We start from the raw sequence: 13,747 nt of genomic DNA, 5'->3' as shown, positions 1-13,747 counted from the left end.
CACGCGCCGCACCACCGTCTCATGGACCTGCCGACACTTCGATCCGCATTCCTCGCAGTACATTACCTTGCTGACCGGCTTCAGGTACAGCGCCAGCGTACGGCTTTCCCCTTCTGGCCATACCACCAGATCCAGCTTGTAGCCATCCCAGCAGCCCAACGCCTGCAGCGTCTTCCGATCCAGCATCCCGTTCCCTATGACCGTCTTAACGGCCATTAGGATACGGAATGTGGCAAATCAGGCCCCGGAATTCTTCGAAGAACCTTTTTTTTGGGGCGTTGTCTTGGCTGTGTCTTTGCGGAACTTCGTTGACGCTCCGGCCCTCACCCCGACCCTCTCCCGCAAGCGGGAGAGGGAGCAGGCAATCGGTGTCGAAAGGGCTGCGGTATTTCGCCTTGCCGCAATTCGATGGCGCTCGCGGTGGCCCTTACGAAGCGGCAAGCGCACGCCGGCTGGCCCTGCCGCGCCACACCAGCAGCAATCCGGCCGCGGCCAGCAGGGCACCGGCGACCGGCACGGCACCATAGCCGAGTCCCAGGCTGATGACCCCGCCCCCGAGCGCGGCGCCGAGCGCATTGCCGAGGTTGAAGGCGCCGACGTTGATCGACGAGGCCAGTCCCGGCGCTTCCGCCGCGGCTTCCATCACCCGCATCTGCACCGGCGGCACCACGGCGAAGGTCGCGGCGCCCCACAGCAACAGCCCAAGCGCGGCGGTGACGTGGTGGGCGAAGGCGAAAGGCAGCACCAGCATGATGACCGCCAGCGCCGACAGCACGATCTTCGTCGCGCCATCGAGCGACCAGTCGGCAAGCCGTCCGCCCACATGGTTGCCAAGGGTGAAGCCAACCCCGATCAGCACCAGCGCGAAGGTGACAAAGCTGCCCGATGCGCCAGTGAGCTCCGCCAGCACCGGCGCGATATAGGTGTAGAGCGTGAACATCGCGCCCGCGCCCAGCACCGTTGTCGCCAGCGCCAGCAACACATTGGGACGGGTAAGCACGGCCAGTTCCCGGCGCACATCCGGCGGCGTGCCGCGCTCGCCTTGCGGCAGCGCCAGCCAGAGCGCGACGATGGCGACCAGCCCCAGCACGGCGGTGCCGGCGAACGCCAGGCGCCAGCCGACCTGCTGGCCGATCCAGGTTGCCGCCGGTACGCCGCCAATGTTGGCGATGGTCAGGCCCATGAACATGGTGGCCACGGCGCTGGCCTGCTTGTCCTTCGGCACTACGCTTGCCGCCACCACCGCGCCGAGCCCGAAGAAGGCGCCATGGTTCAGGCTGGTGACCAGGCGCGACGCAAGCAGCGTCGCGTATCCCGGCGCGAGCGCCGACAGCAGGTTGCCGATGGTGAAGATCGCCATCAGCGCCATCAGTGCGGCGCGCTTGCCGAAGCGGCTGAACAGCAAGGTCATCACCGGCGCGCCGACCATCACGCCCATCGCATACGCGGTAATCAGCATCCCCGCCGTGGGGATGCTGACGTCGACGCCTGCGGCGATCACGGGGAGCAAGCCCATCGGCGCGAACTCGGTGGTGCCGATGCCAAAGGCGCCGATCGCGAGCGCGAGCAGTGCGGTATTGGATTTCATCGTGGCAACCCGATCAGGCCGCGGCCCGGCCGTCGTAGGCGGGATAGTCGGTGTAGCCCTCGGCGCCGCCGCCGTAGTGGAGCGCGCGGTTCGACGCGGCCAGCGGCCAGTCGTTCTGCAGCCGTGCGACGAGGTCGGGGTTGGCAATGAAGGGTTCGCCGAATGCCGCCATGTCGATGACGCCGGCGGCGATCAGGTCCTCGGCGCGCGCGCGCGTCATGCCGCCCGCAAGGATCAGCACGCCCTGGAAGCGGCGGCGGAATCTGGCGAGGAAATCCTCCGGCATGGCCGAGCTGCCGCGCGTGCTCTGGTCCATCAGGTGCACGTACGCAATATTGCGCCGCGAAAGCGCATCGGCGAGATGGAGGTAGGTGTCCTCGAGTTCGGCGTAGTGGCCCATGTCGCCCAGGCCGCCATAGGGAGACAGCCGGATGGCGGTGCGATGCGCACCGATGCGCGCCGCCACCGCATCGATGGCGGCCAGTGCGAAGCGGGTGCGGCTTGCCAGCGTGTCGCCGCGGAATTCATCGGTGCGGTCGTTCACGGTCGGGTTCAGGAACTGTTCGATCAGGTAGCCATTGGCGCCATGCAGCTCGACCCCGTCGAAGCCGGCCGCGACCGCATTGGCCGCGGCTTCGGCAAAATCGGCGATCACGCCATAGACCTCGCCGGTCGTCAGAGCGCGCGGCACGGAGGCATCGACCGCACCGGGCGTGCCGTCGGCGGTATAGCCCCAGGCCTTGGTGTCTTTCGCGACCTGGCTGGTGGCACTGACGGGCTGGATGCCGCCGGGCTGGATCGACACATGGCTCACGCGGCCGACATGCCAGAGCTGGGTGAAGATGGTGCCGCCCCTGGCATGGACGGCGTCCGTGACCTTGCGCCAGCCTTGCACCTGCTGCGGGGTGTAAAGGCCGGGATTGAACAGGAAGCCCTGCGCGCTGGGAGAGATCACCGTACCTTCGGTCACGATCAGTCCGGCGTCGGCGCGCTGGCTGTAATAGAGCGCGTTGAGGTCGTTGGGCACCCCGTCCGGGTTGCGGGAGCGGGTCAGCGGTGCCATGGCGATCCGGTTGGCGAGCTGGCGCTCGCCCAGGGCGAAGGGCTTGAACAGCAGAGTCATTGGAGAACCTCGATCAGGAAAGGCACGGCCCGCCGGCCACGTGGCCGCGGGTCCCGGGCGTTCATCAACAGACCGAAGTTTGCGCGGTTTATATTTGTTGAGTAAGCCTCGTATCGGTCAAATACTTTTGAATTCGCCGCAAAAGTAGACCCCCTTCCTCCAGCTGCGTGGCCATGCGTTTCAACTCGGATACATACTTTTTCCGGCCGTTCTCACGGGCCTGGCTTGCCGCTGGTTGGACCAGAATCTTCCGCGGGCCTGGACCGTTTGCCCCAACGTCGGCCTTGCCTCGCTGGCCAGCGCGCGCAGCGTCCGGCCGCGGCATTTGAAAGGCCGGCGCCCCTTGCCACACAAGCCTTTGCAGGTTTTCCGCGCTAGCGTGGCGCCGATCGTTCCTCGCTTCGCGCGGATGCGTCGAACCCCCTGCGCAAGCGCTGACGCAGTGCAAGGCTACCCGCGCGCGGAGGCAACGCTTCGATCCGGCGGGTCATCCATCGAGCCGATTTTCCATTCCATTTCCGACAACTAGATTGGGTGCATCGATGGCGCCTTCGCCGCCGTCGACCTTTACGACCGCAGAGTCCGAGGAAGGGGAGCCCATGAAAATCGCCCACATCAGAATGGCCGCCGTGCCATACGCCTGCCTTGTCATCATGCTCGCCGGCTGCGGCGGTGGCGGAGGGGGCGACGCCCCGTCCACCAGCGCCGCCGCCAGCCCGGGCACATCGACTGGCACTTCGACAGGCACGTCGCCAGGCACAACCACCGCGCCGACTACGCCCGCGCCGGCCGCGGCGACCAGCAGTGCCATGCTGTCCGGCACCACCGATCCGGGGCCCGAGATCGGCAAGGACGGCGACTACTACCTGAACACCGTGACGTGGATGATGTTCGGGCCCAAGGCCAATGGTGTATGGCCCGCGGGGGTTTCGCTGGCGGGTCCGGGCGGCAATACCGGTGCGGCGGGGAGCACCATCCTGTCCGGCTCGGTCGATCCGACCGACAGCGTCGGCAACAACGGCGATTACTACATCAACACCTCGACCTCGACGCTGTTCGGCCCCAAGGCCAACGGCACGTGGCCGGCGGGCGTGCCGCTCGGCAGCGCCACCGGCACGCCGCCCCCCAGCGGCGGCACGGTGCTGTCGGGAACCGGCGCGCCGGACAACAGCCTCGGCAACAACGGCGACTACTACCTCGACACCAGCACCTGGACGCTGTACGGGCCGAAGGCTGACGGCGTATGGCCGGCCGGGGTCTCGCTGGTCAGCCAGCCAGGCGGCAGTGGCGGCACGGGCGGCACCGGTGGCACCACGGTCGGCAATGGCGGCCATGTCCTGTACGGCAGCGGCGCACCGACCGACGACATCGGCGTGGACGGCGACTTCTATTTCGACACCACCACGTGGACGATGTACGGGCCCAAGCAGGACGGCAAGTGGCCAACCACGGGTGTGACCATGGCAAACGGCACCGTCTACAACGGCAACTTCAACGTGCCGGATACGCTCAGCCGCGGCCGCTATGCCATGACCGGCGCCGGCGGAGCGGTAGCGTTGCCGTCGGACTTCGGAGTCGTGATTCCCTACGATTGCACGCGCGTCACGCTCACGGCGAGCACGCTGGGCAAGGTGCAGGGCACGCTCGACATCTCGGTGCACAAGGTGAGCGGCTCCGGTGCCGCCGTGACGCTCGCACCGGTCAACGACCTGAGCTGCAAGATCACCAATGGCCAGCAGCATTGCAGCAAGGAAGTGCCGGCCGGGACGGTCACGCATGGCGACAAGCTGCAGGTACAGGTCGACAACAACCAGGCTACCGACTGGGGCGGCCTTGCCGTGAACCTCGCCTGCATCAAGTAGGCGGGACCCGGCGGCGGGGGCATGGGCTCCCGCCGCCATCCCCTGCGCAGACCCCAGGCGGCCTGAATTCAGTGAAGGCGTGGCCAGCTGGCGCCATGCCGGCAGCTCACGCCGCTTCTGCACGCCGATCCGCGCCCGGGCGGCGAAGCGCGCTTCGCCTGATCCCGCACGCCAGGCCGGCCCCGCGCGAAGCGCGGTTCGCCGCCGGCCCCGGAGGACTTTCCCAATATCTCGCCTTTTCAGGGACTTAGACGTTCTGTGCGGGGTGGCACGCCGCGTGCACAAGGTGGGCACGCGAGTTCCGCTGCGGCTCGCCAACCTAACCTGAAAGGAGCTGCAAATGCACGATATCGGGACTTCCAGGCCGGGCGGTTGGGGCACCGGCTACAACGAGCTCGAACAGGAGCTGGCCTCGGAGCTGATGGAGGCTGGCGAGCTGGGCCAGGAACTCGGCGGCATGGCGACCGAGTTCGAAGGCGAATTCGAGGGCGAGGGGGAATTCGAGAACGAGTTCGAGCAAGAGGTCTCCGGCGAGATGCAGGAGATGGAACTGGCGGCCGAGCTGCTGGCCGTCAACAGCGAACAGGAAATGGAGCAGTTCCTGGGCGGCCTGGTGCGTTCGGTGGGACGCGCCGCCAGCAGCTTTGCCAGGTCGTCGGCGGGCAAGGCGCTGGGCGGCATCCTGCGTTCGGCGGCCAAGGCGGCACTGCCGGTGGTCGGCAGCGCGCTCGGCAACCTGGTGGTGCCCGGCGCGGGCGGCGCGATCGGCGGCAAGCTGGCCAGCATGGCCGGCAGCGCGCTCGGCCTCGAGCTGGAGGGCCTGAGCAACGAGGACCGCGAGTTCGAGGTGGCGCGCCGCGTGGTGCGCATCGGCCAGCAGGCAACCCGCAACCTGCTGACCATGCCGCGCAACGTGCCGCCGTCGCGCGCCGCGCGCGCGGCGTTCCTGCAGGCTGCGCGCCAGGTGGCGCCGGGCCTGCTGCCCGCGATGCGCACGATTTCGCAGAACGGCGTGGCGGCGGCGCGGCAGATGGGTACGCCGATCTTCGGGCCGGCCGCCAGCGGCGCCGCCGCGGCGCAGCCGGTGGCCAGCCTGGCCGCGGCGGTGCGCGCTCCGTATGCGGGCTATGCCAACGGTGGTACGGCGCCGTGCCCGTCATGCGGCAATGGCGTGGCCGCGCAAGGCGGCCCGGGCGCGGCGGCGCTGCCGATGGGCGGGCAGTGGCGGCGCTCGCGCAACGGGCGCGCGCTGATCCTGTACCTGGCACCGCCGCGGCCGATGTTCTGAGCCGCCCCCCGTCTGCTTTCGACATTCGCGCTACCACTCCGAGGCCGCCGCCATGAACGCTTGCGCCCACGCCCTGCGGTTGCTGGAACAGGAGGTGCTCGGCATCCGCGCCCGCCTGGACGCGCAGCTGCCCTACGCGCTGCAGATGCCGATGGTCCCCGCCGCCAATATCAGCGACGAGGCCATGGGCGCCATCGAGCGGCACATGCAGGCGGCACGGCACCAGCTGCGCCGGCGCATCGCGCGCTTTCTTGGCGCACTGCGCGGCGCGCGGCCCGAGCCCGCCGCGGTGGCGCGCGCCCAGCAGCGCTACGCCATGCTCAAGCTGTATTTCCACGCCGCGCTCACGCATTTCGAGATCTTTGCCGAAGTGCTGACGCAACGCAGCCAGCATGGCACCGGCGTCTGGCTGGCGGGGCTGGACGTGGCCGCGCGCGACGGCCTGCGCCAGCGCGGCGTGGCGATCGACTTGCCGCAGGTGATCTGCTATGTCGAGCGCGGCCATGGCGGCGCGATCCGACGGGCGCGCACGCGCTTGCCCGGTGGCGGCGCCAATCCGGTGGCGGTGATCCGCATGCCGCGCGAGCGCATGGTCGGCACCGGCCTGGCGGCGTCACTGTTCCACGAGGTGGGGCACCAGGCGGCGGCGCTGCTGGACCTGGCCAATGCGTACCGCCGTGCCGCCGCAGGCGACGGCCAGCGGAGGCTGCTGCTGGTGTCGGGCGGCGCCGGCGCGACGCCTGCCGCGATGGCTGCGGCGCCGGCGCCACCGCAGGTCTGGCGCGCGTGGGAGCGCTGGATCAGCGAGATCGTCGCCGACCTGTGGGCGGTGTCGCGGGTGGGCATCACCGCCACCTGCGGGCTGATGAGCGTGGTCAGCCTGCCGCGCGCGTTCGTGCTGCGCATCAACCTCGACGACCCGCATCCGGCGCCGTGGATCCGCGTGAAGCTGTCGGTGGCGATGGGGCGGGCGCTGTATCCGCATCCGCAATGGGATGCGCTCGAGCAGGTGTGGGAACGGCTCTACCCGCGCTGGCAGATGAGCGCGGCGCAACGGCGCGCGTTCGCGCAGCTGGACCAGTCGATCCCGGCGTTCGTGGCCAGGCTGCTGGCGTTGCGGGCGCCACGGCTGGGCGGGCGCACGCTGGGCCAGGCGCTGCGGCTGCCCGGTCGCGATCCCGCCAGCCTGTTGCGGCTCTGGCGCCTGGTGCGGTCGCGCCCGCACCAGTACCTGGCCGATACCCCGACGCTGGCGTTCGCGGTGCTGGGGCAGGCCCGCTACAGCGGCCTGCTGGCGCCCGACGTCGAATTGCGCACCATCTCGGCCTTGCTGCAGCGCTGGGCACTGGCCGGCTATCTGCCCTGGAGTGCCGGCAGCGCGCAGCTGAGCGAGGCGCTCAACCAGCGACGGCAGCCGCTGCGCATGCCGGTCGCGGCCTACGCGTGATTTGCTGAAGGAGAACGTGATGAACACGAACACGGAGTCGGGTCGCGTGGAATACGCGCTGGTGCCGACGGGCAATACCGACGGTGACTGGCACTATGACTTCACCAGGCTGACCGAAGGCCACAAATTCCTGAAGCTGGCGGTCTACGCCCGCGAAGGCGAGCCGCGCGAGATGGAGCAGCTGCGCCTCAAGCCCGGCACCGAGGCCAGGCTGGAGATCCGCGTCGGGCCTTCGGACGCCTGGAGCCAGAGGGAAGACGGTCTGTCCGCGGCGCTCGCCGAGGTGGCGCGCACCATGCGCAAGCTGGCGGCGCTGGGCATTCCCGACGATGTGCTGTTCGACGCTGCCGCGAAGCTGGGCGGCCGGCGCGAAGTCACCGTGCCGGGCCGACTGAAGGCGCCGCCGTACCCTGACGCCGGCGAGGACGCCGAACCGCAAGGCGACGATGCGAGCGTCGCCGAGGTCGACCCCATCGGGGCGCGTTCCGGCCCGGTGGGCGTGAAGGATTACCACGAGCCCTCATTCAGCCTCAAGCGCACCTCGCGCGACCTGACGGGGGACTGGGCGCTGTGGCTGCTGATCAAGCGCAACGCCGACATGCTGAGCTGGGACAACTATGCGCGCCAGGTGGACCTGCTGTTCTTTGGCACCAGCCCGCTGCCGGCCCGCGCCGGCGCACCCGGCGGCCCGGCGCTGTACGACGAGGCCGCGCGGCTGAGCCGGCGCCGCTTCCTGCCGTTCTCGGACACCGATGCCTACCGCGCGCTGAAGGTGGCCACCGAGGCCTTCGTGGTGACGTGGGGCGCCGTGGTGCCGTCCCCGCACGACAGCGGCGCCATCGCCAGGCTGCTGCGGACCGATGAAGCGGCGATCCGGCTGGCCAACGAACGGCTGGGGCTGCGGCTGGAGCCGGCACAGGTCGAGGACGTCGCCAGCCAGTATTTCGGCAAGAACGGGTCGCCCACGCTGCCCTACCTGGAGCGCGTGGTGCAGGGCCTGCAGGGCACCGACGCGGGGCGTGCCGTCGACGGCATGCGCGAGTCCATCGCGCGCTCCGGCGCCACGGAACATCCCGCCACGCATCCCGCCGAGCCGCTGTCGAGCTCGCGCGAGCTGGTGCCGCGCGACGACGGCCCATGCGGCGACGGCTGCCTGTGGCTGCAGCACTGGAACAACGACATCTCGGCCAAGCTGAGCGCGCCGCCGCTGATCGAACTGATCTGGAGCTACTGGATGGAGGAGCTGCAGCTGGTGCAGACCATGAACGCCATCTCGCGCCGCTTCCAGAATCTCTCCGGCGGGCCCGGCGATCCGCTCAACCAGCTCGAGCTGGATCCGCTGCGGCCGGTGAGCAACATCATCTGGGGCTGGGTCCAGGATGAGCAGCACCGGCTGCCGATCGAGCGGCGCGCGGCCGAGTACCTGCATGAGTATGGCTTCCGCCTGTTCGGGCGCGCGGTGCCGCGCATCCAGCCGGCCGACAGCCGCAGCAAGTTCCTGGGCGCGTTCCATACGCTGCTGAACCTGTGCGTGCCGTTCTTCCGGCAGGCCGACGATACCACCGTGGTGCCGGATGGCTTCCCGCTGCTGAACGCACTGCGCGAGGTGCACCTGATCCTGTCGGAGGGCGCGCATAACCAGTTCGGCGACCTGCCGACCACCTCGCGCATCGAGATGATGATGCAGCAGTGGATCCTGGCGCGGCCCGAGTTCCGCGAGTTCCTGCCGCGGCGCTCGATGATCGCGTATCCCGAGCCGTGGATGCACTCGGTGGAAAGCATGCGCAAGCTGCAGGGATGGGGCGACACCAATACCTACCAGTTCTGGCAACTGGCCACCACCGGCGAACAGATCGTGTCGTCGATCCGCTGGAGCGACTGGAATTCGGTCACCGATCCGTCCAACGCGGCGAACTGGGCGGCGTATTTCCGCCCCGAGATCCAGACCTATATCCATTCGTACCGGGCCGTCACCGGGGTCGACATCGGTGCCGAGCCGGTCGATGTGCAGGTGCCGGGCATGCACCTGCTGCGCCGGCTGCAAGAGCACCGAGGTGCGCGGGTGGCCTGAGCGTGGCACGGCGCGAGCGGCAGGGACAGCGGGCACAGGGGAGAGGAGGGGCAGGCGGCCATGATCGATTTCGCGTCGGCGCTCTACCTGGGCATGTCGCATCCCGCCGCGCAACTGGGCAGCTATGCGGCGCTCACGACCGGCACGCCCGCCGCGCTGGCGGTGTCGCCGCTGGCCGGCACGCTGGCGGCCCAGGCCGCGGCGCTGCAGGGTTGCGAGGCCGGCCTGGCCGGGCCGTCGACGCTGCACCTGTCGCTCGACCTGTTCGACCGGCTCGGGCGCACCCATGCGCTGGTAGCCGATGACACCCTCTATCCGGTGATGCGCTGGGGGCTCGAGCGGGTGCGCGGGCTCGGTGCGCCGGTCACGCTGTTCCGCCATGCCGACCTGGCCGACCTGGCGCGGCGATTGCGCCAGGGCACCGGCACCCGTCCGCCGGCGGTGGTGACCGACGGCACGCGCCGCGAAGGCGCGCCGGTGGCGCTGCGCCGCTATCTGGCGCTGGTGCGCGAGCGTGGCGGCCTGGTGGTGGTCGACCACACGCAGCTGCTGGGACTGGCCGGCGCGCAGCCGGGGCCGGGACGGCCGTGGGGCAGCGGCGGGGGCGGGCTGCTGCGCTACGCGGGCCTGGCGCCCGCCGAGCCGGTGCTGCTGCTGGCATCGTGGGCCAAGGCCTTCGGCGCGCCGCTGGCCACCTTGTGCGGCCCCGCCGCGCTGGTGGGCGAGATCGCCCGCGACGGCCCGACCCAGGCCCATTGCAGCGCGGCATCCCAGGCCGCGCTGCTGGCCGGCCTGAACGCGCTGGCGCGCAACGGTTGCGACGGCGACGCGCTGCGGGCGGCGCTGCTCGAGCGCGTGCGGCGCCTGCGGCGGGGTTTGCGCTGGCTGGCGCAGCACCGCTTGCCGGACCTGCAGGTCAGCGTGCCGCTGCATCCCATGCAGCAATTGCGGCTGGGGTCTGCCGGGCGCACCCGTGCGCTGCACGCGGGGCTGCGCGCCGCGGGCTTCCGCACCGCGTTGCTGCGGCAGGCCGAAGGGCGCTGCGCGGTGGCGGTGGTGGTGCGTGCCAGCCATGCGCCGCAAGAGATTGACGGCCTGCTGGCGGCGCTTGCCGCGCTGGCGGGCCAACCGGCCGTGCCGCGCGGGCGGGCGCCGCCGGCCTATCGGGAGAGCTTCCATGTTCAAGACTGCGGAAGGTGAAACACTGGAACTGGCGCCATGGCGCATGCGCCGGCTGCTGCGGCTGCTGGCGGAGGTGCGCCGCTATCCGGCCGGCACGCCGCCGCAGGCACTGCTGACCGACCTGCGCCAGCTGGTGGCGCGCGCACGGCGCATCGGCACGCCCTCTCGCCGCGGCACGGCGCGCTACGAGAGCCGGCTGGAGAGCGGCAACGCTTACGGCGGCGCGTGCTGCCGCGCCTGTCTGCTGGCCCGGCGCCAGGCGGGGCGCCTGTCGCTGGTGGGTCTCAGCCTGGAGCGGTGGCGCGCGCCGGCAAGCCGGTATGAGGGCGGGCCTGCGCTTGCCGAGCTGGCGTTCGAGTCCGCGCCCAAATCCGCCGACCTGACGCTGCAATGGCGGCGCTGGCCCAGCCTGGACGCCGCCGCGCGCGCCACGCGCGGCGGCGGCGTCTACCTGTTCCAGCGCGGCGCGACGCCGGTCTATGTCGGCACGGCAGCCAGCCTGCCGGCGCGGCTGGGCGTGCATGGCTGGTACCACGCGCGCCAGGGCAGCGCGCGCGCCGGGGCCTCGTGCGCTTGCGCGCCGCCGCTGACGGTTTGGACGGCCAACGTGGCCAGCGCCGGCGAACGCGCGGCGGTCGAGCACGCCATCGTGCGCACGCTAGCCAGCAAGGGCTTCGCGCTGGCCAACGACAAGCTGCGCGGCACGGTCACCGTCGGCAGCGGCCTGTCGATCCGCAACCTGGTCCCGGCTGGGATCCTCGGCGCCGTCAATGACCTGAACTACGGCCCCGGCCAGCGCTTCGAGCTGTCGCGATGATCGTCGATTTCCATGTCCATGCCGGGCAGGGCGACGGCATGACGGGCCCGTGGGACACCACCGCGCCGCTGGCCGACTATGTCCGGCGCGCGCGGCAGGCCGGCATCGCGCATGCGGTGCTGCTGCCCGTGTTCCAGTCGGACTACCTGCGCGGCAACCGCGACGTGGCGGCGCTGGCGCGCGCCGATCCCGGGCGCTTCACCGGCTTCGCCATGATCCATGCCGAGCGCGACCGCGACCGCGTGCATCGCATGATCGACGAAGCCGTGCTGCGGCTCGGCCTGCGCGGCATCAAGGTGCACCGGCACGATGCCCCGATCCACCGGCAGGTCTGCGATGCCGCGCGCCGCTGGCGGCTGCCGGTGCTGTACGACCCCGGCGGCGAGACCGGCGCGCTGCGCCTGCTGGCACAGACGCATCCCGAGGTCGCGTTCGTGTTCGCGCACCTGGGCAGCTTTGCCGACGACTGGGCGGCGCAGCGCCAGGTGGTGGACCTGATCGCGCGCTATCCCAACCTGTTTGCCGATACCTCGGGCGTGCGGCGTTTCGACGTGCTGGAGGAAGCGTTCCGGCGCGCCGGCCCCGGCAAGCTGCTGTTCGGTTCCGACGGGCCGTGGCTGCACCCCGGCCTGGAGCTGGCCAAGCTGCGCGCCCTGCGCCCCACGCCCGCGGCCTTTGCGCGCATGGCAGGTGGCAATGCCTTGCGCCTGCTGGCGCGGGTAGCGTTGCCGCCGCCCACGCCGGCCAGGAACAGCGCGCGCATCGGCCCGCGCATCACGCCGGCGGCGCGGGCCGCACCTGCCGCCGCAACTGCAGCGCCCGCGGCGTGACCTGCAGCAGCTCCGCCGCGCGGCTGGTGCACCCGTGGCGGCCCTCGGCCACCTGCACCGCCATGGATTCGGCGACCTGGCCGATATGCTTCAGGCCGAGGCCGGCGTCGAGCGCGCCTTCGATGGCATGCCGCAGCGCTTCCGGCCACGGGTTGACGATGTCCGTCGCGAGCCCGTTGCGCATCTCGGGCACGGGGCCGTCGAGCCCGAAGGTGCTGATCACCTGGAAGCCGCGCTGGCGCTCGGCCAGGCGCGACACCACATTGCGCAGTTCTCGCACATTGCCCTGGTAAGCGCGCGTCACCAGGTAATGCATGACCTCCGGCATCACCAGCGGCAGGCCCGGCCCGCTGCCGGCCAGGCTCTCGGCAAGGAAATGCCGCACCAGCAGCGGGATATCCGCGCGGCGCTCGGCCAGCGTGGGCGCCCGCACGGTCCACTGGGTAATGCGGAAGTACAGGTCGCTGCGGAACCGGCCGGCCTGCACCTCGGCCTCGAGGTCGCGGTTGGTGGCGCAAGTCAGCCGGAAATCCGACTTGCGCCAGGTATCCTCGCCCACGCGCTTGTACATGCGCTCCTGGATCACGCGCAGCAGGCGCGCCTGCAACGGCAATTGCAGCTCGCCCACTTCATCCAGGAACAACGTGCCGCCATCGGCCATTGCCACCGCACCGTCGCGTGCCGATACGGCGTGGGTGAAAGCGCCCTTGGCGTGGCCGAACAGTTCGCTGCCCGACAGCTCCGGACTGAGCGTGGTGCAATCCACCACCACGAACGGAGCGCGATGGCGCTCGGGGTCGAGATCGTGGATCAGCCGTGCCAGCAGCTCCTTGCCGCAGCCGCTTTCGCCAAGCAGCAGGCAGGTGCCGCGGCCATAGCGGCCCACCTGCGCCACCGCGCGCAAGGTGGCGCGCCAGGCCGGCGAGTCGCCGACGGCGCGCTCGCGCAACCATTGCGCGTCCAGCACATCCTCGATTTCGGCCAGGCGGCGCAGCCGCAAGGCCAGTTCCGTGAGCAGCGCCTCATGGTCCGGCGCGCAAACCAGGTCGTACAGCGCGGCCGGCCACCACGCCTCGGGGATGCAATGGCAACGGGTGGCGGCAGTGCACCCGGCAATAAAGGCGTCGGCGCGCGGCTCGGCGCGCAGCCAGCGCTGCGCCGCCTCGGTGACGCGATTGCCGTCCGCCACTACCAGCACCGCCAGCATGCCGCGCGCGCTTTCGTCGAGCGACACCTGGTCGGGCAGGCCATGCTCGTGCAAATCGCGCTCGAGCCTGGCACGGTCGTCGTGATACAGCACTACGCGCATCTTGCCCCCGCACGAAAGGGAGATCATCGGCAGCGGGGCTGCGGTGCCGGCGCGCTATCTGCGCATGCCATGCGCCGCGGCGCTGCCGGCCCGGATCAGGCGGCGGGCAGGGGATGTCGGTAGCGTTGAGGCCGTCGGCGGCGTGACGCCGCGGACGCGTCGGAGAGGATCGGCGGGACGTGGCGAACCTGTGCATGCAACCAGTTGCCGGAGCATCGCCTGCCTGCGAG

Annotated in this window: 11 protein-coding genes and 1 pseudogene; 7 read left to right on the top strand and 5 right to left on the bottom strand. The window is 70.6% G+C overall.

What is annotated here, in order from left to right; genetic code table 11:
* From A3AG_RS0103840 to A3AG_RS34490, 4 genes and pseudogenes are all read right to left on the bottom strand, one after another.
* Positions 1–186 (bottom strand): annotated as a pseudogene (locus A3AG_RS0103840) (ISL3 family transposase); the annotation flags it as partial.
* A gap of 241 nt (positions 187–427) precedes the next feature.
* A complete protein-coding gene (locus A3AG_RS0103835; RefSeq protein WP_018004143.1) occupies positions 428–1,588 on the bottom strand; it encodes an MFS transporter in 1,161 nt (386 codons plus the stop codon).
* Positions 1,589–1,601: 13 nt separating this feature from the next.
* On the bottom strand, positions 1,602–2,711 hold the full coding sequence (locus A3AG_RS0103830) for an alkene reductase (RefSeq protein ID WP_018004142.1): 1,110 nt from the start codon (positions 2,709–2,711) through the stop codon (positions 1,602–1,604).
* Positions 2,712–3,198: 487 nt separating this feature from the next.
* Entirely contained in the window at positions 3,199–3,522 is a 324-nt protein-coding gene (locus tag A3AG_RS34490; RefSeq protein ID WP_240619786.1) for a hypothetical protein, read from the bottom strand.
* Between A3AG_RS34490 and A3AG_RS0103825 the strand changes: the two genes are divergently transcribed.
* The 7 genes from A3AG_RS0103825 to A3AG_RS0103795 all read left to right on the top strand — a co-directional run bounded on the left by A3AG_RS0103825 (position 3,521) and on the right by A3AG_RS0103795 (position 12,208).
* Positions 3,521–4,573, top strand: a complete 1,053-nt coding sequence (locus A3AG_RS0103825; protein WP_240619785.1) for a hypothetical protein — start codon at positions 3,521–3,523, stop codon at positions 4,571–4,573. The two genes, A3AG_RS34490 and A3AG_RS0103825, sit on opposite strands and share 2 nt — an antisense overlap.
* Positions 4,574–4,913: 340 nt before the next feature.
* A complete protein-coding gene (locus A3AG_RS0103820; RefSeq protein ID WP_018004140.1) occupies positions 4,914–5,861 on the top strand; it encodes a hypothetical protein in 948 nt (315 codons plus the stop codon).
* A 52-nt stretch (positions 5,862–5,913) separates the two neighbouring features.
* On the top strand, positions 5,914–7,308 hold the full coding sequence (locus A3AG_RS0103815) for a hypothetical protein (protein ID WP_018004139.1): 1,395 nt from the start codon (positions 5,914–5,916) through the stop codon (positions 7,306–7,308).
* 19 nt (positions 7,309–7,327) lie between these two features.
* Complete coding sequence (locus tag A3AG_RS0103810; protein ID WP_018004138.1) at positions 7,328–9,379, top strand: 8-amino-7-oxononanoate synthase; 2,052 nt, start codon at positions 7,328–7,330, stop codon at positions 9,377–9,379.
* A gap of 60 nt (positions 9,380–9,439) precedes the next feature.
* Positions 9,440–10,579: an aminotransferase class I/II-fold pyridoxal phosphate-dependent enzyme gene (locus A3AG_RS0103805; RefSeq protein WP_018004137.1), complete on the top strand. Its 1,140-nt coding sequence runs from the start codon at positions 9,440–9,442 to the stop codon at positions 10,577–10,579.
* Complete coding sequence (locus A3AG_RS0103800) at positions 10,557–11,378, top strand: hypothetical protein (protein ID WP_018004136.1); 822 nt, start codon at positions 10,557–10,559, stop codon at positions 11,376–11,378. The genes A3AG_RS0103805 and A3AG_RS0103800 overlap by 23 nt, the downstream gene beginning before the upstream one ends.
* Positions 11,375–12,208, top strand: a complete 834-nt coding sequence (locus tag A3AG_RS0103795) for an amidohydrolase family protein (RefSeq protein WP_018004135.1) — start codon at positions 11,375–11,377, stop codon at positions 12,206–12,208. The genes A3AG_RS0103800 and A3AG_RS0103795 overlap by 4 nt, the downstream gene beginning before the upstream one ends.
* Here A3AG_RS0103795 and A3AG_RS0103790 read toward each other — a convergent pair.
* A complete protein-coding gene (locus tag A3AG_RS0103790; protein WP_018004134.1) occupies positions 12,153–13,544 on the bottom strand; it encodes a sigma 54-interacting transcriptional regulator in 1,392 nt (463 codons plus the stop codon). The two genes, A3AG_RS0103795 and A3AG_RS0103790, sit on opposite strands and share 56 nt — an antisense overlap.
* Positions 13,545–13,747 lie beyond the last annotated feature (203 nt).

It is taken from the genome of Cupriavidus neocaledonicus, assembly GCF_000372525.1.
Taxonomy (GTDB): domain Bacteria; phylum Pseudomonadota; class Gammaproteobacteria; order Burkholderiales; family Burkholderiaceae; genus Cupriavidus; species Cupriavidus neocaledonicus.
The sequence above is the reverse complement of the archived record's forward strand: the minus strand, read 5'-3'. Positions and strand labels throughout refer to the sequence as shown.

Excerpts from the sequence above, each read along its gene's own strand:
- A3AG_RS0103835 (WP_018004143.1), bottom strand. The coding sequence starts at position 1,588 with ATGAAATCCAATACCGCACTGCTCGCGCTCGCGATCGGCGCCTTTGGC.
- A3AG_RS0103830 (WP_018004142.1), bottom strand. The coding sequence starts at position 2,711 with ATGACTCTGCTGTTCAAGCCCTTCGCCCTGGGCGAGCGCCAGCTCGCC.
- A3AG_RS0103825 (WP_240619785.1), top strand. The coding sequence starts at position 3,521 with ATGCTGTCCGGCACCACCGATCCGGGGCCCGAGATCGGCAAGGACGGC.
- A3AG_RS34490 (WP_240619786.1), bottom strand. The coding sequence starts at position 3,522 with ATGGCACTGCTGGTCGCCGCGGCCGGCGCGGGCGTAGTCGGCGCGGTG.
- A3AG_RS0103820 (WP_018004140.1), top strand. The coding sequence starts at position 4,914 with ATGCACGATATCGGGACTTCCAGGCCGGGCGGTTGGGGCACCGGCTAC.
- A3AG_RS0103815 (WP_018004139.1), top strand. The coding sequence starts at position 5,914 with ATGAACGCTTGCGCCCACGCCCTGCGGTTGCTGGAACAGGAGGTGCTC.
- A3AG_RS0103810 (WP_018004138.1), top strand. The coding sequence starts at position 7,328 with ATGAACACGAACACGGAGTCGGGTCGCGTGGAATACGCGCTGGTGCCG.
- A3AG_RS0103805 (WP_018004137.1), top strand. The coding sequence starts at position 9,440 with ATGATCGATTTCGCGTCGGCGCTCTACCTGGGCATGTCGCATCCCGCC.
- A3AG_RS0103800 (WP_018004136.1), top strand. The coding sequence starts at position 10,557 with ATGTTCAAGACTGCGGAAGGTGAAACACTGGAACTGGCGCCATGGCGC.
- A3AG_RS0103795 (WP_018004135.1), top strand. The coding sequence starts at position 11,375 with ATGATCGTCGATTTCCATGTCCATGCCGGGCAGGGCGACGGCATGACG.
- A3AG_RS0103790 (WP_018004134.1), bottom strand. The coding sequence starts at position 13,544 with ATGATCTCCCTTTCGTGCGGGGGCAAGATGCGCGTAGTGCTGTATCAC.